The organism is Cupriavidus sp. HY129 (genome assembly GCF_059492215.1).
The window spans coordinates 2,797,745-2,817,613 of record NZ_CP083254.1 but is presented as its reverse complement, the minus strand read 5'-3'; the positions used below and the strand labels follow the sequence as shown (position 1 = coordinate 2,817,613).

Genomic DNA, 19,869 nt, shown 5'->3' with positions numbered 1-19,869 from the left:
GCGAGACTACTTCCCGCTGGCGATCCGGTCCTGAATATGCTGCGCGCGCGCAGCCGAACCGGGGTGCGAACTCAGCATGCTCGACTGGCCGCCATCGAGCTTGGCCAGTTTCTGGAATGCCGTGACAAGCGCCTGGCGGTTGGCGCCGTTCTTGGTGAGCAGGTCGAACGAGTAATCATCGGCCTGGCTCTCCTGCCGCTGCGAGAACTGCGCATTGACGAGCTGCTCGCCGAGCGCACCCAACTGCGACGACGACAGCGCGGTCAACGTGGCGTTGCCCGTCGAACCGAGCAGTCCGCGCGCGGCGGCGGTGGAATAGGCCACTTGCATTGCCGACTTGGTATGGCCCAGCGCCACGTGGCCGATCTCGTGGCCGAGCACGCCGCGCACTTCGTCGTCACTCATCATGTCCATCAGCCCGCTATAGACCCGCACGCAACCATTGGCCATGGCCCACGCGTTGACATCCTTGGTCATGTAGACCTTCGCATCGAGCGGCAGCCCGGTGTTCTGCAGACCGCTCATGATTTTCACGAGCCGTTTCGAATAGGTGCTGTCCGGCGTGGCCAGCGCGTTCTGCTTGTCCATCTGGGTGCAGGACTGGTCGGACAGTTGCTTGACGTTGGCATCGCTGAGTGTGGCGGCCGAGAACATGCTGGTGCCAGCCTGGGTGAGGCTATCCATATTGGCGCCGGCGCAGCCAGCCAGTAGTGTGGCGCAGGCGACGGCCGCGGTTGTGGCGGTAAGTCGGATCATCTTCATTCCCTGTGTTGCAGTTATCGAGGATTGTTCGTGCCGGCGGGTCTTCGACGGGCCCGCTCGATCGCACGGTAGAAGAATAAGCAACGGATGCGCCTTTGCGCCAGCGGGCGATGTCTTACGTATTCGTGCGCAGGCTGCACGATCGGCTCGGTGAGCCGCAGTACGCCGAAGTGCAGGGCTTCGACCGGGCCAGTGACAAGCCGGGCTCCGTCTGGCTATGCGCGGATGGCGAGGGGGAGGGCAGCAAGACCGCCACGGATTCCTTCCTGCTGCATGGCGGCGCCGAGCGGGCCAAGCGGAAGGTATCTGGAATCGAGGGCACGGACCGGGGGCACCCGGGTCCGAGGGGCAGCGATGGTTACTCAAGCACCGATGCCGGCGCCAGGGGCAACCCGTTCAATGCCGAGGGCAAGGTCGAAGACTGGAGCGTGGGTTTCGCCATGCCTGAATCCCTCCACGCGGGCGGTGGATAGGGTGGCAAGGGAATCGTTGGGGGAGTTGGTGCCCGGGGTCGGACTCGAACCGACACGCCTTGCGGCGGGGGATTTTGAGTCCCCTGCGTCTACCTGTTTCACCACCCGGGCTGGGTATCTGGCGACGGGCGAGAATGCCTGTCGCACTGCGATGAATCGCGGATTATGCCGGAAATCGCCCAGTCAGACAACCCGGGCGGGTTTGATGTCAGCGTCCGCGCCGGGCGTTGGTGGCGCGGCTGCGGTCGTAGAAGCCGGGCGGCTTGCGGGCGATCCAGCGGATGAAATCGGCGATGGCTGGGTGGGCGCGCAGCGCGTTCCAGTCATGGTAGGTCGTGGCCAGTTCCGCCTCGGTGAAGACCGAGTGGATTTTCTGGTGGCAGACGCGGTGCATTGGCACGACGGCGCGGCCGCCGTGGCTGCGTGGCACAGGGTGGTGGAGGTCGGTTGTGGCGTCGTCCAGCAACCTGCGGCCGCATAGCGGGCAGAGCGATCCGGCTGCGGTTGGCGCTTCGGGGGGCGGGCCGAGTTGGCCATCGTGGCCTTCTCGCAGACGGCGCTTGACGACCATTGGTATTCCTGTGGAGTCAGGGAGGGGCGGCAGTTGCGGTAGGATAGCGCGCAACCGCGTCTTGCGGTGCCCCCCCCGAGATGCCACTGGAGCCGAGTGCCATGTCAGTCCAGCCGCCCCTGGATGTTGCCCCTGCCGCCACGTTTGCCGCATTGGCTGAACTCCCTTCGCAGGACCCCGCGTTTTACGCGCAGCAGTACAACAATCGCGCGAACGTGCCCGAGAATCCCGTACACATGGCGCGCTGGGCGGCGGATTCGGCGCTGGCGCGGGCCGGTGCGATCGAGTATTTCGAGGACCTGTCCTACGGAGAGGCGGATTCGCCACTGGTCGCCACCGAGACATACGACTATTTCCCGGCCATGCACGTGCCGGATGGCACGCGTCCGCCATTGCTGGTATTCCTGCACGGTGGCTACTATCGGGCGCTGGACAAGCGCGATCACAGTTTTGTGGCCAGCGTGCCGACTCGGCGCGGCGTGTCGGTGGCGGTTGTCAACTATGCGCTGTGTCCGGACGTGACCGTTGAAACGATTGTGCGTCAGGCACTGGAGGCGGTGGCATGGCTGTATCGCCAGGCTGATGCGCTGGGCCATGACCCGGATCGCATCTTCCTGGCCGGACATTCGGTGGGTGGCCATCTAGTGACCATGCTGATGACGGCGCTGTGGCCGCAGGTCGGCGCCGATCTGCCGGTGGATCTGGTCAAGGGTGGCCTGTCGATCAGCGGTTTGTATGATCTGGAGCCGCTGCGTCGCGCCAAATTCCTGCAGGCCGATCTGAAGCTTACGGACTCGGACATCGCGCGCATGTCGCCGGCATTCATGCCGCCGGCCACGCGCGCGCCGCTGATCACGGCGGTGGGCGAACTGGAGTCGAGCGAGTATCACCGCCACAACGCGCTGATTCGCGCGGCATGGCCCGACAATGTGCGCGAGCCGATCGCGCTGCCGGGCCGCCATCATTTCAATGCGATGGATGACCTGATGCGCGACGACAGTCCGATGATGCGCGCGCTGCTGGGGATGATCGCGGGGTTTTGAACGGCTTGGTGGGGCCGAGGGTGAGCGGACGCCAGTCGCTCGCCTACTGGGTGACCCCACAGGGTGACTTTCGTCAGCCCTTCAGTTCCAGCACCTTCAGCAGCGACGACGTATCGTCCTTGCCCCAACCCTGGTCCATCAACTCGCCGAGTTGCGCCGACGTGGCGCGCATCGCTGGCAACTCAAGCCCGATCTCGGTGGCGATGTCGGCCGCGAGTCCGAAATCCTTGGCATGGAGCCGCGACTCTATGCCGGCGGAGAAATCGCGCGTCACCATCTTCGGGCCGAGCATGTCGAGCATACGGCTGCCGGCCATGCCGGTGGCCATTGCCTGGAACACCTTGGCAGTGTCCACGCCCTGCGCGCCGGCAAAGCGCATGGCTTCGGCGATGCCTTCGATATTAACCACCTGGGCGATCTGGTTGCACAGCTTGGCCACCTGGCCTGCGCCGCTGTCGCCGATATGTGTGATGGTCTTGCCGATCTGCTCCAGCAGCGGACGCACCTTTTCCAGCACCTCGGCCTTGCCGCCGACCATGATCGTCAGCGTGGCGGCCTGCGCTCCCACCGTGCCGCCCGATACCGGACAGTCCAGCGCCTCGATGCCGCGCGCTGCCAGCGCTTGCGCGATCTCGCGCGTGACGATCGGCGAGATCGTGCTGTGGTCGACGCAGATCGTGCCTGGCGCGGCGCCTTCCACTACGCCGTTCTGGCCGAGCAGCACTTCGCGCACGTCCTCGGACGATGTCACGTTGGTGAAGACGACGGCCGCTCCTTGCGCGGCTTCCGCGGGCGTGAAGAACGGTTCGGCGCCCAACTGGCGCGCGGCATCGGCCGCTTCGGGTCGGCGCACAAAGGCGCGCACGGTATGGCCGGCGCGGATCAGGTGGCCCACCATCGGCGCGCCCATCGCGCCCAGGCCAATAAATGCTACGGTGGTCATGAATGCTTCCTCGAACTTGTCTTACTTGTCGCCTGCGTAGGCGAACTTGCCATTGCGCACCACGCCCATCACGCGGGCACGCTGGTCGAAACCTTGATGATCCTGCGCGCTCAGGTTGAGCACGCCATTGGGCACGGTCAGGTTGTGCGTCGATTCGATCGCGTCACGCAGCGCGGCGCGGAACGCTGGCGTGCCAGGCTGCGCGCCGCTCTTGAGCGCGCGTCGGCTGGCATCGTCGAGCAGCAGCCATGCGCCCCATGCATCGCCAGCGAACTGCGTCACCGTATCCGGGCCGTACTTCGCTTCATAGCGCGTGACGAAATCCAGTGCCACCTTCTTCACCGGATGGCTATCGGGCAACTGCCGCGCCACCACCACCGGCCCGGTCGGAAAAAGCGTGCCTTCGACGTCCTTGCCACCCACGCGCAGGAAGTCCCACGACGCAATGCCGTGGGTCTGGTAGATGCGGCCCTTGTAGCCGCGCTCGCCGAGTGCCTTCTGAGGCAGCACCGCCGGCGTGCCCGAGCCCGCGATCAGGATGGCATCGGGATTCGCCGACATCAGCTTCAGTATCTGCCCGGTCACCGACGTATCGGTGCGCCCGAAGCGCTCGTTGCCCACCACGCGCAGGCGACGGATCTCGGCCATCTTCGAAAACTCGCGCCACCAACTTTCGCCGTAGGCATCGTTGAAGCCGATGAAGCCCACCGTCTTCACGCCCTGGTTGGTCATGTGCTCGGTCAGGATCGTCGCCATCAGGGCGTCGTTCTGCGGCATCTTGAATGCCCAGCGGCGGCGTGCGTCGCCGGGCGGCTCGATGATCGAAGCCGAGGCGGCCAGCGCCACCATCGGCGTCCCGCTCTCGGCAATGGCGTCGAGCGCGGCAATCGCGTTTGGCGTGATGTTGGGGCCGACGATCACATCGACCTTGTCCTCGGCGATGAGCTTGCGCACGTTGCGCACGGCAGCAGCCGGGTCAGTGGCGTCGTCGAGCACGATGTACTGCGCGCGCTGGCCGCCAAGCGTCTGCGGCCACATCTGCACCGTGTTGCGCGACGGGATGCCGATCGCGGCGGCGGGGCCTGTGGTCGACAGGTCGACGCCGACGCGGATATCGGCATGGGCCGACCCCGTGGCGACACCAAAAGACAACATGGACATCACTGGCAGCAGCAGCTTGCGCAGACGCATCGGCGAACTCCCGGACGAGACAGGATCGTGAAGATGGCAGCTTTGGAGACGACTAGGTGGATGACCTCGCAGCCAGTCTCCACAGCGACGTAATCTCGGCCTTGCGCGCGGCGAAGAGCGGGTCGTCGGCATCGGCGGCCTTCGGGTGGCGCGGGCGGATGTCAGAGCGGCCAAGCACCTTGAGCCCCGCCGCATCGATCCAGCCAAGCAGTTCGTCGCGCGTGCGCAGGCCCAGATGTTCGGCAAAGTCCGACAGGATCAGCCAGCCCTGGCCATCCGGCGTCAGATGCGCGGCCAGGCCGTTCAGGAAGCCGCGCAGCATCCGGCTGTCCGGGTCGAACACGGCGTGCTCGATCGGCGAACTCGGGCGTGCGGGTACCCATGGCGGATTGCAGACCACGAGCGGCGCGCGGCCTTCGGGGAACAGGTCGGCTTCGATGATCTCGACGTCGCCCGTCAGTCCAAGCCGCTCGATGTTGGCGCGGGCGTTGCCGAGCGCGCGGGCGTCCTGGTCGGTGCCCACCACGCGCTTCACGCCGCGCTGGGCCAGCAGCGCCGCGAGCACGCCGGTGCCGGTGCCAATGTCGAACGCCAGGGTGCCCGATGGCAGCGGTTCTTTCGCCACGAGGTCGATGTACTCGCCGCGCACAGGCGAGAACACGCCATACCACGCGTGGATGCGGTCGCCGAGCGCGGGGATTTCGACGCCTTTCTTGCGCCACTCGAATGCGCCGATCAGGCCGAGCAGTTCACGCATCGACGCCACGTACGGCGTGTCGGACGGACCGTAGACCTGCTCGCAGGCTTCATGCACATCGGGCGCGCGGCGCAGCGGCACCACGTGGCCGGCCTCGAACGGCAGCAGCAACATGCCCAGCGTGCGGGCCCGCTGCGACTGGGCGAGCCGGTGCTTGTGGAACGCCTCGGTGAGGCTGGCGGGCGGCATCGGCGCCTTCTTCGGCTTGCGATCGACGCGCCGCGCCATCGCCTGCAGCAACTGGCGTGCGTTCTGGAAGTCGCCGCGCCAGAGCAGGGCGGTGCCTTCGCTGGCCAGACGGAACGCGGTATCGGCCGGCGTCTGGTCGTCGGCGATCACCACGCGTTTCGGCGGGGGCAGGCCGGCTTCGGAACGCCACATCGCGCTGCGCTCGGCGCCGTCTTCGGTCCAGTGGATCGTCGGGAGGGAATCAGTGACTGACATATATATAGGGCAGGGTGCTTCGAGCGATGCTCAGAGTTCGTAGGCTTCGTGGTCGCCCGACATCGCCTGTTCCACCAGCTTGCGGTTCAGGGTCGGCGAGAACAACTCGATGAATGTATAGACGAAGCTGCGTAAATAGGCCCCCTGCTTGACGGCCAGGTGGGTGACATTGGTGCCGAACAGGTGGCCGGCGGGAAGGCCGCGCAGGTTGCGGTCACGTTCGGGGTCGTAGGCGAGGCCGGCCACGATGCCGACGCCCAGGCCAACCTCGACGTACGTCTTGATGACGTCGGCGTCGATGGCCTCCAGCACGATGTCCGGCTGGAGATGGCGCAACTCGAACGCCTTGTCGATCTTGGGCCGGCCAGCAAAGTTCACGTCATAGGTGATCAGCGGAAAGGTGGCCAGGTCTTCCAGCGTCAGGTGCTTTTTCTCCAGCAGTGGATGGTCAGGTGGCGTAATCACCATGTGCTGCCACTGGTACCCGGGCAGCGACACCAGGCTCTTGTCGCCCGAGATGCCCTCGGTGGCGATGCCCAGATCGGCCTGGTCATGCAAGATCATGTCGGCGATCTGCGCCGGATTGCCCTGCTGGATCGACAGCCGCACCTTCGGGTAGCGCTTGGTGAACTCGCTGATCACGCGCGGCAGCGCGTAACGGGCCTGGGTATGGGTGGTGGCGATGGTGAAGTTGCCCTGATCCTGTGCCGCATAGTCCTTGCCTACGCGCTTCAGGCTTTCCACTTCCTGCAGGATCTTCTCTACCGAGGTCAGGATGCGCCGCCCCGGTTCGGTCAGGCTGCGGATCCGTTTGCCGTGTCGTGTGAAGATATCGACACCTAGCTCCTCTTCCAGTTCGATAATCGCCTTGGAAACGCCGGGTTGTGACGTATAGAGCGCCTTTGCGGCCTCTGTCAGGTTGAAATTCTGACGGACAGCCTCACGCACAAAGCGGAATTGATGAAGGTTCATATAACTGCGTCCGTATAAACAAACAACTTCTTATTAGTTTGAGGTATGAGGCGAGTTTATTACGATTCTCGAACTTTGTTAAACGTTCGGCCTGTCCGTATTCCGTCCAGCCCCCAGCCTGTATAGGTGACGCGGACGAGGGGAAAGCCGGGCAACTCGAGAATCCCCCCCGATGTCCCTTGCCTATACCGTTTCCGGTCTGCTGGTAGGTCTCCTGGTCGGTCTGACCGGAGTCGGCGGGGGTTCGCTCATGACGCCGCTGCTGACGCTGCTGTTCGGCTTCTCGCCGGCCACCGCAGTGGGCACCGACCTGGCGTTTGCCTCGATTACCAAGGGCTTCGGCACGCTGGCCCACCGCGCGCACGGCCATGTGCAGTGGCAGGTGGTGCGCCGCCTGTGCGTGGGCAGCCTGCCGGCCGCCGTGGCCGCCATCCTCGTGCTCAAGAGCGCGGGTGAGCTCAATGCGCAGTGGCTCCACGCGATCCGCGTGACGATCGGTGTGTCGGTTCTGCTGACCGTGCTGTCGCTGCTGTTCCGCAAGCAGATGCTGGCGTGGCTGGCGCGCAACCCGCGCTTCCAGCTCGAAGGCCGCAAGCAGGTGGTGGCCACCGTGCTGGTGGGCGCCGTGATCGGCGTGCTGGTGACGGTGTCGTCAATCGGTGCTGGCGCCGTGGGCGCGACCCTGATCCTGCTGCTGTATCCCCATATGAAACCGGCCGAGGTGGCCGGTACCGATATCGCCTACGCCGTGCCGCTCACGGCCGTGGCAGGTCTGGGCCATGTGTGGCTCGGCACGGTGGACTGGAATTTGTTGCTGGCGCTGCTGGTGGGCTCGATCCCCGGCATCTGGCTCGGTGCGCAACTGTCGCGGGCACTGCCCGAGCGGATCGTGCGCGCCGCACTTGCCACGACGCTGACGCTCGTGGCCATCAAGCTCGTTTCATGAGACCGGTTATGAATGATTCAGGCGTCGTTACGCGGCCTTGCCAGAACCGCTTCGCTTCATTCCTGACCAACCTCCCTACAGTTACCGAATACTGAACGGACCCACACCATGTATCAGTACGATCAATATGACCAGCGTATCGTCCAGGAGCGCGTTGCCCAGTTCCGTGACCAGGTGCGTCGCCGCCTGTCCGATGAGCTGACCGAGGAAGAATTCCTGCCGCTGCGCCTGCAGAACGGCCTGTACATGCAGCGTCACGCCTACATGCTGCGCGTGGCGATTCCGTACGGCCTGCTGGCCTCGAAGCAGATGCGCATGCTGGCCCATATCGCCCGCACCTACGACCGCGACTACGGCCATTTCTCTACACGTCAGAACATCCAGTACAACTGGATGGACCTGGAGCGCGTGCCCGACGTGCTGGACGACCTCGCCAGCGTCGAGATGCACGGCATCCAGACCTCCGGCAACTGCGTGCGCAACATCACCACCGACCAGTTCGCCGGCGTAGCGCCGGACGAGACGGTGGACCCGCGCGTGCTGGCCGAACTGCTGCGCCAGTGGAGCACGTTCCAGCCCGAATTCGCGTTCCTGCCGCGCAAGTTCAAGATCGCCATCTCGTCGTCGGCCGATGACCGCGCCGTGGTGCAGATGCACGATATCGGCATCTATGCGTACAAGAACGCCGCTGGCGAGACGCGCCTGCGCATCCTGGCTGGTGGAGGTCTGGGTCGCACGCCGATTCTGGGCACGATCATCAAGGAAGATCTGCCGTGGCAGCACATGCTGACCTATGTGGAGTCCGCGATCCGTGTGTACAACCGCTACGGCCGCCGCGACAACAAGTACAAGGCCCGCATCAAGATCCTGGTGAAGGCCATCGGCGCCGAGAAGTTCGCCGCCGAAGTGGAAGAGGAGTGGAAGTTCAGCAAGGACGGCCCTGGCACGCTGACGCAGGCCGAGTTCGACCGCGTGGCGCAGTACTTCCAGCCGCCCGCCTACGAAAAGCTGCCCGACACCGACGCATCGTTCGAAAAGCACCTGCTTGAGAACAAGGCGTTCGCACGCTGGGTCAACCGCAACGTGCACGCGCACAAGGTGCCGGGCTATGCATCCGTGACGCTGTCGACCAAGCCGGGCCCGGTGTCGCCCCCGGGCGATGCCACGTCCGCGCAAATGGACACGGTTGCCGATTTCGCTGATCGCTATGGCTATGGCGAACTGCGCGTGGCGCATGAGCAGAATCTGGTGCTGCCCGACGTGAAGAAGCGCGACCTGTTCGCGCTGTGGGAAGACGCGAAGAAGGCCGGTCTGGCCACGGCCAACATCGGCCTGCTGACCGACATCATCGCCTGCCCGGGCGGCGACTTCTGCTCGCTGGCCAACGCCAAGTCGATTCCGATCGCGCTGGCGATTCAGGAGCGTTTCGACAACCTCGACTACGTCTACGACCTTGGCGACATCTCGCTGAACATCTCGGGTTGCATCAACGCCTGCGGCCACCACCACGTCGGCAATATCGGCGTGCTGGGCGTCGACAAGGATGGCGCCGAGTGGTACCAGGTCACGATCGGCGGCGCCCAGGGCAATGACACGGCGCTGGGCAAGGTGATCGGCCCGTCGTTCAGCGCCCACGAGATGCCTGATGTGGTGTCGCGCATCATCGAGACATTCGTGGCCAACCGCGTTGGCGACGAGCGCTTTATCGAAACCGTTGGCCGGATTGGCATCGCGCCGTTCAAGGAACGGGTGTACGCGGACAAGCAGCGCGAAGAGCGCGCCGAAGCCTGACGAACGGAGTTACCGAACATGGCAAAGATCATTCAACTGCAACGCGACGCCGCCGAATTCCGTCCTGTCATCGTCGACGATAGCTGGACCGTGCTGCGTGCCACCGAAACCGAACCGCTCGACGAGGCAAAGATCGCTGCCGTCGCGCAAGGCACCGACGCCGTGCTGTTCCCGCTGTCGGTGTGGAAGGCGAACGAAGCCCTGCTGGCTGGTCGCGACAAGGCCATCACCGGCGTGTGGCTGGCGCCGGAAGACGAGCCGGGCGACGTCGAAGCGCTGTTCGATCGCGTATCGGTCGTGGCCGTGGACTTCCCGGTGTTCCGCGATGGCCGCGGTTTCTCGTCGGCCTATCTGCTGCGCACGCGCTACCACTGGGCAGGCCAGTTGCGCGCGATCGGCGACGTGCTGCGCGATCAGCTCAACTTTATGAAGCGCTGTGGCTTCGACACTTTCGCGGTGCGCGCCGACAAGAACATCGACGACGCGCTGAAGGGCTTCACCGAGTTCACGGTGGCCTACCAGGCTTCGGTGGACGAGCCGCTACCGCTGTTCCGCCGCGCACGCGCTGACGTGACCGCCCGGGGCGCGGCATGAGCGCCGTGATCTCCGAGATCCCCATCGTCGACGGTTCGGTGTCGTCGCTGCGCCCCCCAGCGCTGTGGACGAAGCCGGCGTACACCGGCACGATCGAGGCGCTCGAAGTGAAGGAACGTGAACTGGCCGAACGCCTGTCCGGCATCGCGGCACGTTTCTTCCGCGCGCGCTTCGCCACGAGCCTGGCCGCCGAAGACATGGTGCTGACCGACGCGATCCTGCGCGGCAGCCCGGCCGTGCGTGCCGGCATCCGCGTGTTCACGCTGAACACCGGCCGCCTGCATGCCGAGACGCTGGCAGTGCTGGACAAGGTCGAGACGCACTACGGCTACACGATCGAGCAGTTTACGCCCGACCAGGAAGCCGTGGAGAACTACCTGAAGAAGAATGGCCTGAACGCCTTCTACGACAGCGTGGACCTGCGCAAGAGCTGCTGTGGCATCCGCAAGGTGGAACCGCTCAATCGCGCGCTTTCGCACGCCGATGCGTGGATGACGGGCCAGCGCCGCGAGCAGGCCGTGACGCGCGCCGAACTGCCGTTCGAGGAAACGGACGAGTCGCGAGGCATTCCCAAGTTCAATCCGCTGGCCGACTGGGCCGAGGCCGAAGTGTGGGCGTACCTGTCGCGCCACAACGTCCCGGTCAACGCGCTGCACGAGAAGGGCTATCCGAGCATCGGTTGCGAGCCCTGTACGCGGGCGGTCAAGGCCGGCGAGGATGTGCGCGCCGGACGGTGGTGGTGGGAGAGCAAGGACTCGAAAGAGTGCGGGCTCCACGAACAGAACGTCAAGCACTGAACAGAATATTTGAGGCCGAGAACGATATGGGCATCATGAACGACATCGCAAGCGCAGGCATCCCCGCCAACGTGGAACACCTGCTGCAGGTCCAGAACGACCACCTCGACCGGCTCGAAGCCGAATCGATCTACATCATCCGCGAGGTGGTGGCCGAGTGCCACAACCCGGCGCTGCTGTTCTCCGGCGGCAAGGATTCGATCGTCATGCTGCATCTGGCGCTCAAGGCCTTCCGCCTGGGCGACCGCAAGGTGGAGCTGCCGTTCCCGCTGGTCCACATCGACACCGGCCACAACTATCCGGAAGTGATCCAGTTCCGCGACCAGCGCGTGGGCGAACTGGGCGCGCGCCTGGTGGTGGGCCACGTCGAGGATTCGATCAAGCGCGGCACCGTGCGCCTGCGCAAGGAAACCGATTCGCGCAACGCCGCACAGGCTGTGACGCTGCTGGAAACGATCGAGGCTCACAAGTTCGACGCGCTGATGGGCGGTGCCCGTCGCGATGAAGAAAAGGCTCGCGCCAAGGAACGCATCTTCTCGTTCCGCGACGAGTTCGGCCAGTGGGACCCGAAGGCCCAGCGCCCGGAACTGTGGAGCCTGTACAACGCCCGCATGGCCCAAGGCGAGCAGATGCGCGTGTTCCCGATCTCGAACTGGACCGAACTCGACGTGTGGCAGTACATCGCCCGCGAAAACCTGGCCCTGCCGCCGATCTACTACGCGCACGAGCGCGAAGTGGTGCGCAAGAACGGCCTGCTGGTGCCGGTGACGCCGATTACGCCGAAGCAGGATGGTGATGTGAGCGAAGTGCTGTCGGTCCGCTTCCGCACCGTGGGCGACATCAGCTGCACGTGCCCGGTGGCTAGCACCGCGGCCACGCCGGTGGAGATCATCGCGGAGACCGCGGTGACCGAGATCACCGAGCGCGGCGCCACCCGCATGGACGACCAGACGAGCGAAGCGTCGATGGAACGCCGGAAAAAAGAAGGCTACTTCTAAATCGACGCAGCAGAGGAATACGACAATGTCTCACCAATCCCAACATCAAGGCCTGCTGCGTTTCATCACCGCGGGCTCCGTGGACGACGGCAAGAGCACGCTGATCGGCCGTCTGTTGTTTGACAGTAAGGCAGTGCTGTCCGACCAGCTCACCGCGCTGGCCAACGCCAAGAACAAGCGCACCGCTGGCGAGCAGATCGACTTCTCGCTGCTGACCGACGGCCTCGAGGCCGAGCGAGAGCAGGGCATCACGATCGACGTGGCTTACCGCTATTTCTCGACCGCGCGCCGCAAGTTCATCATTGCCGATACGCCGGGCCACGAGCAGTACACGCGCAACATGGTGACGGGCGCCTCGACCGCGCACGCCGCCATCGTGCTGGTGGATGCCACGCGTGTCACGGTCAAGGACGGCCGCGCCGAGCTGCTGGCCCAGACCAAGCGTCACTCGGCCATCCTGAAGCTGCTGGAACTGCAGCACGTGATCGTCGCCGTGAACAAGATGGACCTGGTTGACTACAGCGAGCAGCGCTTCAACGAGATCCGCGCCGCCTACATCGAACTGGCCGCGCAACTGGGCCTGAAGGATGTGACCTACGTGCCGGTGTCGGCACTGCGTGGCGACAACATCGTCCATGCCAGCGACGCCATGCCGTGGTACCAGGGCGAGCCGCTGCTGCCGCTGCTGGAATCGCTGCCGGTGGAAGATGTGGCGCCGGTAGGCGATGCCGCGCTGCGCTTCCCGGTGCAACTGGTGGTTCGCCAGGACGGTTCCGCCGCCGACGACTTCCGTGGCTACGCTGGCCGTGTGGAAGCCGGCACGGTCCGCGTGGGCCAGAAGCTGCGCGTGCTGCCCGCCAATCGCGAAGCCGTGGTGGCCGAAGTGCTGACGCCGAATGGATCGGCCGATTCCGCCAGCGCCGGCGACACCGTCACGGTGCGTCTGGCCGAAGACGTCGATGTATCGCGTGGTGACATGTTCGTGTCGGCCGATACCGCCGCCGAATCGGCGAAGAAGCTGACGGCCGACCTGTGCTGGTTCGACGACGAGTCGCTGAACCCGTCGCGCAAGTACGTGCTCAAGCACACCACGGCCAGCGTGTTCGCGCGCGTGTCGGCGGTGGATCGCGTGCTGGATGTGCATACGCTGTCGCACGAAACCGGCCGCCACGAGATCAACCTGAACGACATCGGTTCGGTGCAGATCTCGCTGCAGAAGCCGATCGTCTGCGATACGTACGGCGACAATCCGGCGACGGGCGCGTTCGTGCTGATCGACGAAGCCACCAACCACACGGTGGCGGCGGGCATGATCCGTGCGTATGCCTGATATCGTCTGAGTCGGGTATTTCATACAGCGAGGGTCAGGATGGACAGGCAGCACGGCAAGGCCACGGGCAAGGTGTATCTGATTGGTGCGGGTCCCGGCGCGGCCGATCTCATTACGGTGCGCGGCGCACGACTGTTGGGCGAGGCGCAGGTCGTGCTGCACGATGCACTCGTATCGCCCGAGATGCTGGCGTGGTGTCCGCAGGCCGAACTGGTCGAGGTGGGCAAGCGCTGCGGCCAGCGTTCCACGGCGCAACTCTTCATCAATCGCCAGATCGTCGACCTGGCCACGAAGTACGAGCGCGTGGTGCGGCTCAAGGGCGGCGACCCGATGCTGTTTGGTCGCGCCGACGAGGAGTTGCAGGCGCTGGAAGCGGCCGGTATCGAGTACGAGGTGGTGCCCGGCATCACTGCGGCGCTCGCGGCGGCCAGCGCGATCGGCCGGCCCTTGACCAAGCGTGGTGTGTCGCGCAGCGTGGCGTTCGCTACCCAGGCCAAGGCGGCCGATGCCGTCGACGTGGAGGCCGATGTGAAGGCCGACACGATCATCTACTACATGGGCCGTGATCAGGCAGCGAACATTGCGGCGCAGTTGATCGCTCGCGGCAAGCCGGCGTCGACACCCGCATGGGTAGTGGAAGCCGCTACGACGCCGCGCCAGCGCAGCCACCAGTTCACGCTGGGCCAGATGGCGGCAGGCGAGGCGGCACGCTGGATGGACCCGGTGCAGCCCAGCCTGCTGATGATCGGCGAGGCCCTGGGGAGCAGGGCGACGGAGTACGTGGAAGCCGAACGCGCGGCGTGATCGGTTTGCCCGATGGAAAAAAGGCCAGAGGTTGACTCTGGCCTTTTTGCATTTTGTGTCCCGGGCTATTGTTCAGGGGCGGGAGCGGGAGCGGGGGAAAGGGTCAGCGCGCAATATGCCGCGATGGCATCGAGCACGCTGTCGACTTCGCCGACCGCATCCGAGGCGCGAATCTCCACCCCCGGATACTTCACCCGGCACGCGTCGATCAGCAGCGGAAAATCGCGCCGCAGATGCCCACCCTGGCCGAAGAACACCGGCACGACCGTGATCGCGCCAACGCCAGCCGCCGCCAGCTCGTCGATGGCGTCCTCCAGCGACGGCGTCATCAGTTCCAGGAAAGCCAGTCGAACAGCACAGTCCGGCAGCAACGCCACGAGCTTTTCGTGAAGCCGGTCGAACGGGTCGCGCCAGCGCGCGTCGCGCGCGCCGTGCCCGAACAGGATGAGTCCTTGTCGCCCAGCGCCCATGATCAGTGGCGATCGACCCAGCGCAGCGCGCCGAGCGCAATCATCAGGTAGAGCGTGCCGGGCACCAGCGCGGAGACGATCGGCGGCCAGGTATGCAGCAGGCCCACGTGCGAGAACAGCGTGTTGGACAGGTGGAACGACAGGCCCAGCATGATGCCGCCGAACACCTTCACGCCTACCGCGCCCGCACGGGCATGGAGGTATGCGAACGGCAGCGCCAGCGCGACCATCACGAACAGCGTCAGCGGATACACCACCTTCTTCCAGAACGCGATTTCGTAGCGCTGCGTGTCCTGCTTGTTGTCGCGCAGGTGCCGGATGTAGCGGAACAGGTTGACCGTCGACATGTTCTCCGGCTGCACCAGCAGCACCGACAGGATCTGTGGCGTCAGCTCGGAGTGCATCAGGATGTTCGGGAACTGCACCTGCTCGCCGCGGAAGTCGGGCGCCAGCGCGTCACGATTGGCAGCCGGCTGGCCGTCACGCAGCTCGATGAAGCGCGTCTCGTTGACGTCGTTGAGCTGCCAGGACTGCCCGCCCTGGTATTTGCCTTCCTTGGCCACGCGGATCACGCGCAGGCGGTAGTCCTTGTCGAATTCGTAGATCGTGACGCCGGTAATCGACTGGTCGGGCCGCAGGCCTTGCACGTTCACGAAGCGGGTGATTTCTCCCGCGCCTTTCTCCTCGGGATCGCGATCGCGGTCCTTGACCCAGACGCCCGAGCGGAAGCCCGATGACACGGTGGCGCCGATTGCCTCGAGCTTGATCTTCTGCGCGTACTGCTCGGCCGCCGGGCCGATGAACTCGCCGAAGATGAACGTCGCCAGCGCCAGCGGCACCGCCAGCTTGAACAGCGAGAACAGCGCCTGCCGCGTGTTCAGGCCGGCCACGCGGAAGATCGTGTACTCGGACTGGCTGGCAAGTTGCGAGAAGACGTAGATCGCGCTGATCAGCACCGCGATCGGCAGCACCTCGTAGATACGGGTCGGCGCCTCCAGCATGACGTGGAAGAACGCGATCAGCGACGTGTACTTGCCCTGGACGCTTTCCAGTTCGCTGAGCATGTCGAAGAACACGAACAGGGCCAGCACCGCGAACAGGATGAAGGCGAAAACCCCATAGATCAGGCGAGCGAAGTAGCGCTCGTAGACGCTCAGCACCCTCATGCGCGGCCCCCGGTGGTCTTGCGGCGCAGGCCGAATACGGCACGCCAGCCTCCCAGGCTACGGTTGGCGCGGTAGCGGAACATCACCAGCGCGCACAGGAACACGGTCAGGTGGATCGGCCAGATGGCCATCCAGAACGACATCGCGCCGGAGCGGACCCAGGCCTGCGCCAGGTTGATCAGGTTGCTGTAGGTCAGGTAGATCAGCACGGCGAAGACAAGCGGGGTGTAGCGGCCCAGACGCGGATTCACGTAGGCCAGCGGGATCGCGATCATCACGAAGTTGAACGCCAGGATCGGCAGGGAGATCCGCCAGAGCAGTTCGCCCAGGTTCTCGCGGGTCGGGTCACGGATCAGGTCGATCGTGTCGCGGCTCTTGGTCGGCAGGTCGGCGGCGGCGTCCTGCGGCTTGTTGTCGACCTTGACCGCGTACTTGTCGAACTCGACGATCCGGTAATTGAGCTGGCCGGGAATGCCGGCGTAGCGGCGGCCATGTTCCATGACCACCAGACGGTCGCCGTTGGGCATCGTCTCGAACTGGCCCTGATGCGCCAGCGCCACACCGATCTTGCCCGATTCGGCATTGGCCACGAAGACGTTGCGCGCGTGCTTCATGTCGGCGTCGATGCCTTCGATGAACAGCACGTAGTTGCCATTGGCCGGCTCGATGAAGCGGCCCGAGGCGATCATCGAGAGCACGCCGCGCTGCTCGAAGCGGTCGCGGAACAGCGCGCTCTGCTGGTTGGCCCACGGCCACGCGAACAGGCCCAGCAGCAGCGCCATGACAAAGAACGGCGCGGCGAACTGCAGCACCGGCTTGACCAGATCGCGCAGGGAGACGCCGGCCGAGAACCACACCACCATCTCGGAGTCCTTGTACCACCGGGTCAGGACGATCAGCGTCGAGATGAACAGCGTAGCCGACAGCAGGATCGACAGATAGCCGATCGTCGCCAGGCCGATGAGCATCAGCACGTCGTTGGGGCTGGCCTTGCCGTTGGCGGCCATTCCCAGGATGCGGATCACGAGCGACGTCAGCATGAACGTCAGCATCACCAGGAACACCGCACCGGCGGTGTAGGCGAGTTCGCGCCGCAGGGCTTGTTGGAAGATCATGCAAGACACGCTTCCGGCTGCCGGCCGGAGCGGGCGATGCGCCGGGGGCCGATGGACTGGCAGGACCGCGGGCTGTCAGCTTTCTGGATCGGCGGCGGCGGATCGCGGATGAAAATCGCGGATAATGGGGGTTTCTTTTCGACGAGCCCCTGGAAGGAAGCGCGATGGAATTTAGCACAAAAGCCCTGGATCTGAGCAAAGCCGGCCAAAATGGTTTTCTGGCCACGAAGACTGACTGTCTGGTGGTTGGCCTGTTCGAGGGCCAAAGTCTGGCCGGCGTGGCCAAGGCGCTGGACGTTGCCACCAAGGGGCTGGTGGCGCGTCTGGTCAAGCAAGGCGACTTCGAAGGCAAGCGCGGCACGCAACTGATGCTGCACGAGGTGGCCGGCATTGGCGCCGCCCGCGTGCTGCTGGTGGGCCTGGGCAAGGAAGCCGATTTCAACGACAAGGCCTTTGCCGAAGCCGTGCGCACCGCCACGCGTGCCCTGGGCGGCACGCGCGCCGCCTCGGCGCTCTGGTGCCTGGTTCAGCAGCCGCCGCAGCCGCGCGACGTGGCCTGGGCCATCATCACCACGATCACGCTGGTCCGGGAGGCCGGTTATCGCCTGCTGGAGCGCCATCCCGAGCTCAAGCGCGCTCCCCGGGGCGCTGGCGCCATCGACAAGGCGTCGCTGCGCAAGATCGTGCTGGCCGTGGACGTGGGCGACGCCAAGGCCGCCTCGCAGGCCGCCGTGCGTGGCACCGCCATCGCCAACGGCATGGAACTGACCCGCGACCTGGGCAACCTGCCGTCCAACATCTGCACGCCGACCTATCTGGCCAATACCGCCCGTGGCATCGCCAAGCGCCACAAGCTCAAGGTGGAGATCCTGGGCCGCAAGCAGATCGAGGCGCTCAACATGGGCGCCTTCCTGGCCGTGACCAAGGGCAGCGTCGAGCCGCCGCAGTTCATCGTACTGCGCTATGACGGCGCGAGCGCCAAGCAGGCGCCGGTGGTGCTGGTGGGCAAGGGCATCACGTTCGATACGGGTGGCATCTCGCTGAAGCCGGGCGAGGGCATGGACGAAATGAAGTACGACATGTGCGGCGCGGCATCGGTGCTGGGCACGATCCAGGCCGTGGCCGAAATGGGCCTGAAGCAGAACGTGATCGCCGTGGTGCCGACCTGCGAGAACATGCCGAGTGGCATCGCCACCAAGCCGGGCGACGTGGTGACCAGCATGTCCGGCCAGACCATCGAAATCCTCAATACCGACGCCGAAGGCCGCCTGATCCTGTGCGACGCGCTCACCTACGTGGAGCGCTTCAAGCCGGCTGCCGTGATCGACGTGGCCACGCTGACCGGTGCCTGCATCATCGCGCTCGGCCACGTCAACAGCGGCCTGTACGCCCGCAGCGACGCGCTGGCGGACCAGTTGCTGGGTGCCGGCCGCAAGGCCATGGATACGGCCTGGCGTCTGCCGCTGGACGATGACTACCAGGACCAGCTCAAGTCGAACTTTGCCGACATGGCCAATATCGGTGGCCGTCCGGCCGGCAGCGTGACCGCGGCCTGCTTCCTGGCGCGTTATACCGAGAAGTACGACTGGGCCCACCTCGACATCGCCGGCACGGCGTGGAAGAGCGGCGCGGCCAAGGGCGCCACGGGCCGTCCGGTGCCGTTGCTGACGCAGTTCCTGATGGACCGCGCGGCGTAATCGGGCGTATCGGGCGGATATTAGGTTCAGGGAAAGGTAGCCGGGATGACGCGCATCGACTTCCATAGCAATGTGCCGGACACGCTGACATATGTCTGCCGTCTGGTTCGCAAGGCCTATGGGGCAGGGCAGAAGGTGGTGGTGCACGGCGCGCCGCAGCAGCTGGCGCAGCTCGACGCGCGGCTGTGGTCGTTTTCGCCGCTCGACTTCCTGCCGCACTGCGGGGTCGACAGCCCGAATGCGGCGGTGACGCCGATCATCCTGGCCGCCGCGCTCGACGCCGTACCGCACCATCAGTTGCTGGTGAACCTGGCGCCGGAGGCCCCGGCGCAGTTCGCCAGCTTCGAACGGTTGATCGAAGTGGTCGGCGCCACGCCCGAAGCCCGGGATTCCGGGCGGGAGCGGTATCGTTTCTATCGTGAGCGAGGCTATCCGCTCACGCACCATGACATTGGCCAGGCCAAGGGAGATGCGGCATGAGCGAACGCACGACTTCGCGGGTCATTCCGCGGCTGGATCCCAATGACAGCGTGCCGCTGCTGACCGAAGTGGTCGAGTTGCCGGACACCGTGTTCGATGCACCTGCGCCGGCACCCGCACCCGCGCCAGCCCAGGCCACGGTGATCGACACGGCGGACATGCCAGAATCTGGCGTGGTCACCGCGGTTGGCGATTTCGGATCGGCGGGAGAGGACGTGCCGGCTGCGACGTCCGACGTGGTCGACACGACCCCGTTCATGCCGGGCGCCGACGACCTGCGCGCGGTGCGCACCGAGTTGCTGACGCGCGTGATGATGCGCTTCCGCACCGAGTGGCCGCAGGTGGTGGAAGCCCATACCGAAGCCACGCTGCAGTCGCGGCTGGCGCCGCTGACGGCGCAACTGGCCAATGAACTGACCCAGGCGCTCGAGGCCCGGCTGGTGGAGTGGCTCGACGCGACGCTGGAGGAAATCGAGCGGGACCCGGGCGGGATGTGAGCCTGGGCCTTGCCACCGGCCCGCGCCG

21 protein-coding genes and 1 tRNA gene are annotated in these 19,869 nt (G+C 65.3%); 12 read left to right on the top strand and 10 right to left on the bottom strand.

All coding sequences use genetic code 11. The annotated features are described in order from the left end of the window. Positions 1 to 6: 6 nt before the first annotated feature. Positions 7 to 756: a metalloprotease LoiP gene (loiP, locus tag K6G35_RS12905; RefSeq protein ID WP_495675810.1), complete on the bottom strand. Its 750-nt coding sequence runs from the start codon at positions 754 to 756 to the stop codon at positions 7 to 9. Positions 757 to 872: 116 nt separating this feature from the next. Here loiP and K6G35_RS12900 point away from each other — a divergent pair, with 116 nt between their 5' ends. Further along, a complete protein-coding gene (locus K6G35_RS12900) occupies positions 873 to 1,235 on the top strand; it encodes a hypothetical protein (RefSeq protein ID WP_008644122.1) in 363 nt (120 codons plus the stop codon). 26 nt (positions 1,236 to 1,261) lie between these two features. Here the strand turns inward: K6G35_RS12900 and K6G35_RS12895 are convergent. Together K6G35_RS12895 and K6G35_RS12890 are read right to left on the bottom strand one after the other, a co-directional pair. Further along, a tRNA-Leu gene (locus K6G35_RS12895) sits at positions 1,262 to 1,346 on the bottom strand. Positions 1,347 to 1,443: 97 nt separating this feature from the next. Next, positions 1,444 to 1,806, bottom strand: coding sequence for an HNH endonuclease (locus K6G35_RS12890; RefSeq protein WP_008644121.1), 363 nt, complete (start codon positions 1,804 to 1,806; stop codon positions 1,444 to 1,446). Between the two features lie 101 nt (positions 1,807 to 1,907). Here K6G35_RS12890 and K6G35_RS12885 point away from each other — a divergent pair, with 101 nt between their 5' ends. Then, complete coding sequence (locus K6G35_RS12885) at positions 1,908 to 2,849, top strand: alpha/beta hydrolase (RefSeq protein ID WP_008644120.1); 942 nt, start codon at positions 1,908 to 1,910, stop codon at positions 2,847 to 2,849. A 73-nt stretch (positions 2,850 to 2,922) separates the two neighbouring features. Here the strand turns inward: K6G35_RS12885 and K6G35_RS12880 are convergent, their stop codons facing one another. The 4 genes from K6G35_RS12880 to K6G35_RS12865 are packed head-to-tail and all read right to left on the bottom strand — an operon-like array spanning position 2,923 to position 7,156. Then, positions 2,923 to 3,792, bottom strand: coding sequence for an NAD(P)-dependent oxidoreductase (locus tag K6G35_RS12880; RefSeq protein WP_008644119.1), 870 nt, complete (start codon positions 3,790 to 3,792; stop codon positions 2,923 to 2,925). Between the two features lie 21 nt (positions 3,793 to 3,813). Further along, positions 3,814 to 4,983: an ABC transporter substrate-binding protein gene (locus tag K6G35_RS12875; protein WP_495675809.1), complete on the bottom strand. Its 1,170-nt coding sequence runs from the start codon at positions 4,981 to 4,983 to the stop codon at positions 3,814 to 3,816. Between the two features lie 52 nt (positions 4,984 to 5,035). After that, positions 5,036 to 6,184, bottom strand: coding sequence for a methyltransferase (locus tag K6G35_RS12870; protein WP_495675808.1), 1,149 nt, complete (start codon positions 6,182 to 6,184; stop codon positions 5,036 to 5,038). A 30-nt stretch (positions 6,185 to 6,214) separates the two neighbouring features. Beyond that, a complete protein-coding gene (locus K6G35_RS12865; protein WP_008644116.1) occupies positions 6,215 to 7,156 on the bottom strand; it encodes a CysB family HTH-type transcriptional regulator in 942 nt (313 codons plus the stop codon). A gap of 172 nt (positions 7,157 to 7,328) precedes the next feature. Here K6G35_RS12865 and K6G35_RS12860 point away from each other — a divergent pair, with 172 nt between their 5' ends. From K6G35_RS12860 to cobA, 7 genes are all read left to right on the top strand, one after another. After that, positions 7,329 to 8,102, top strand: coding sequence for a sulfite exporter TauE/SafE family protein (locus tag K6G35_RS12860; RefSeq protein ID WP_008644115.1), 774 nt, complete (start codon positions 7,329 to 7,331; stop codon positions 8,100 to 8,102). 108 nt (positions 8,103 to 8,210) lie between these two features. After that, complete coding sequence (locus K6G35_RS12855) at positions 8,211 to 9,893, top strand: nitrite/sulfite reductase (protein WP_008644114.1); 1,683 nt, start codon at positions 8,211 to 8,213, stop codon at positions 9,891 to 9,893. A gap of 18 nt (positions 9,894 to 9,911) precedes the next feature. Continuing rightward, positions 9,912 to 10,487 (top strand): DUF934 domain-containing protein, encoded by a 576-nt coding sequence (locus K6G35_RS12850; RefSeq protein ID WP_495675807.1) that lies wholly within the window; start codon positions 9,912 to 9,914, stop codon positions 10,485 to 10,487. Next, on the top strand, positions 10,484 to 11,284 hold the full coding sequence (locus tag K6G35_RS12845; RefSeq protein WP_495675806.1) for a phosphoadenylyl-sulfate reductase: 801 nt from the start codon (positions 10,484 to 10,486) through the stop codon (positions 11,282 to 11,284). The genes K6G35_RS12850 and K6G35_RS12845 overlap by 4 nt, the downstream gene beginning before the upstream one ends. A 26-nt stretch (positions 11,285 to 11,310) precedes the next feature. Next, positions 11,311 to 12,282 carry a sulfate adenylyltransferase subunit CysD gene (cysD, locus tag K6G35_RS12840; protein WP_008644109.1) on the top strand — a complete coding sequence of 324 codons (972 nt, stop codon included), beginning with the start codon at positions 11,311 to 11,313 and terminating at the stop codon, positions 12,280 to 12,282. 25 nt (positions 12,283 to 12,307) lie between these two features. Beyond that, a complete protein-coding gene (locus K6G35_RS12835) occupies positions 12,308 to 13,612 on the top strand; it encodes a sulfate adenylyltransferase subunit 1 (protein ID WP_008644107.1) in 1,305 nt (434 codons plus the stop codon). Positions 13,613 to 13,651: 39 nt separating this feature from the next. Continuing rightward, positions 13,652 to 14,416 (top strand): uroporphyrinogen-III C-methyltransferase, encoded by a 765-nt coding sequence (cobA, locus tag K6G35_RS12830; protein ID WP_008644105.1) that lies wholly within the window; start codon positions 13,652 to 13,654, stop codon positions 14,414 to 14,416. A gap of 65 nt (positions 14,417 to 14,481) precedes the next feature. Here the strand turns inward: cobA and K6G35_RS12825 are convergent, their stop codons facing one another. From K6G35_RS12825 to lptF, 3 genes are read right to left on the bottom strand one after another with little or no spacing between them, the layout of a single operon-like run. Next, a complete protein-coding gene (locus K6G35_RS12825) occupies positions 14,482 to 14,886 on the bottom strand; it encodes a sirohydrochlorin chelatase (protein ID WP_495675805.1) in 405 nt (134 codons plus the stop codon). 2 nt (positions 14,887 to 14,888) lie between these two features. Beyond that, on the bottom strand, positions 14,889 to 16,052 hold the full coding sequence (lptG, locus tag K6G35_RS12820; RefSeq protein WP_008644103.1) for an LPS export ABC transporter permease LptG: 1,164 nt from the start codon (positions 16,050 to 16,052) through the stop codon (positions 14,889 to 14,891). Beyond that, the gene (lptF, locus tag K6G35_RS12815; protein WP_008644102.1) at positions 16,049 to 17,167 is read right to left on the bottom strand and encodes an LPS export ABC transporter permease LptF; all 1,119 of its coding nucleotides are present in this window, start codon (positions 17,165 to 17,167) and stop codon (positions 16,049 to 16,051) included. The genes lptG and lptF overlap by 4 nt, the downstream gene beginning before the upstream one ends. Before the next feature lie 164 nt (positions 17,168 to 17,331). Here lptF and K6G35_RS12810 point away from each other — a divergent pair, with 164 nt between their 5' ends. Genes K6G35_RS12810 through K6G35_RS12800 form a run of 3 tightly spaced genes read left to right on the top strand, consistent with a single transcriptional unit; the run spans position 17,332 to position 19,841 of the window. Next, entirely contained in the window at positions 17,332 to 18,864 is a 1,533-nt protein-coding gene (locus K6G35_RS12810) for a leucyl aminopeptidase (RefSeq protein ID WP_008644101.1), read from the top strand. Positions 18,865 to 18,909: 45 nt separating this feature from the next. Continuing rightward, positions 18,910 to 19,344 carry a DNA polymerase III subunit chi gene (locus tag K6G35_RS12805; protein WP_008644100.1) on the top strand — a complete coding sequence of 145 codons (435 nt, stop codon included), beginning with the start codon at positions 18,910 to 18,912 and terminating at the stop codon, positions 19,342 to 19,344. Next, positions 19,341 to 19,841 carry a hypothetical protein gene (locus K6G35_RS12800; RefSeq protein WP_495675804.1) on the top strand — a complete coding sequence of 167 codons (501 nt, stop codon included), beginning with the start codon at positions 19,341 to 19,343 and terminating at the stop codon, positions 19,839 to 19,841. The genes K6G35_RS12805 and K6G35_RS12800 overlap by 4 nt, the downstream gene beginning before the upstream one ends. Positions 19,842 to 19,869 lie beyond the last annotated feature (28 nt).

Coding starts and splice junctions, on each gene's coding strand:
- loiP (WP_495675810.1), bottom strand. CDS start 756: ATGATCCGACTTACCGCCACAACCGCGGCCGTCGCCTGCGCCACACTA.
- K6G35_RS12900 (WP_008644122.1), top strand. CDS start 873: ATGTCTTACGTATTCGTGCGCAGGCTGCACGATCGGCTCGGTGAGCCG.
- K6G35_RS12890 (WP_008644121.1), bottom strand. CDS start 1,806: ATGGTCGTCAAGCGCCGTCTGCGAGAAGGCCACGATGGCCAACTCGGC.
- K6G35_RS12885 (WP_008644120.1), top strand. CDS start 1,908: ATGTCAGTCCAGCCGCCCCTGGATGTTGCCCCTGCCGCCACGTTTGCC.
- K6G35_RS12880 (WP_008644119.1), bottom strand. CDS start 3,792: ATGACCACCGTAGCATTTATTGGCCTGGGCGCGATGGGCGCGCCGATG.
- K6G35_RS12875 (WP_495675809.1), bottom strand. CDS start 4,983: ATGCGTCTGCGCAAGCTGCTGCTGCCAGTGATGTCCATGTTGTCTTTT.
- K6G35_RS12870 (WP_495675808.1), bottom strand. CDS start 6,184: ATGTCAGTCACTGATTCCCTCCCGACGATCCACTGGACCGAAGACGGC.
- K6G35_RS12865 (WP_008644116.1), bottom strand. CDS start 7,156: ATGAACCTTCATCAATTCCGCTTTGTGCGTGAGGCTGTCCGTCAGAAT.
- K6G35_RS12860 (WP_008644115.1), top strand. CDS start 7,329: ATGTCCCTTGCCTATACCGTTTCCGGTCTGCTGGTAGGTCTCCTGGTC.
- K6G35_RS12855 (WP_008644114.1), top strand. CDS start 8,211: ATGTATCAGTACGATCAATATGACCAGCGTATCGTCCAGGAGCGCGTT.
- K6G35_RS12850 (WP_495675807.1), top strand. CDS start 9,912: ATGGCAAAGATCATTCAACTGCAACGCGACGCCGCCGAATTCCGTCCT.
- K6G35_RS12845 (WP_495675806.1), top strand. CDS start 10,484: ATGAGCGCCGTGATCTCCGAGATCCCCATCGTCGACGGTTCGGTGTCG.
- cysD (WP_008644109.1), top strand. CDS start 11,311: ATGGGCATCATGAACGACATCGCAAGCGCAGGCATCCCCGCCAACGTG.
- K6G35_RS12835 (WP_008644107.1), top strand. CDS start 12,308: ATGTCTCACCAATCCCAACATCAAGGCCTGCTGCGTTTCATCACCGCG.
- cobA (WP_008644105.1), top strand. CDS start 13,652: ATGGACAGGCAGCACGGCAAGGCCACGGGCAAGGTGTATCTGATTGGT.
- K6G35_RS12825 (WP_495675805.1), bottom strand. CDS start 14,886: ATGGGCGCTGGGCGACAAGGACTCATCCTGTTCGGGCACGGCGCGCGC.
- lptG (WP_008644103.1), bottom strand. CDS start 16,052: ATGAGGGTGCTGAGCGTCTACGAGCGCTACTTCGCTCGCCTGATCTAT.
- lptF (WP_008644102.1), bottom strand. CDS start 17,167: ATGATCTTCCAACAAGCCCTGCGGCGCGAACTCGCCTACACCGCCGGT.
- K6G35_RS12810 (WP_008644101.1), top strand. CDS start 17,332: ATGGAATTTAGCACAAAAGCCCTGGATCTGAGCAAAGCCGGCCAAAAT.
- K6G35_RS12805 (WP_008644100.1), top strand. CDS start 18,910: ATGACGCGCATCGACTTCCATAGCAATGTGCCGGACACGCTGACATAT.
- K6G35_RS12800 (WP_495675804.1), top strand. CDS start 19,341: ATGAGCGAACGCACGACTTCGCGGGTCATTCCGCGGCTGGATCCCAAT.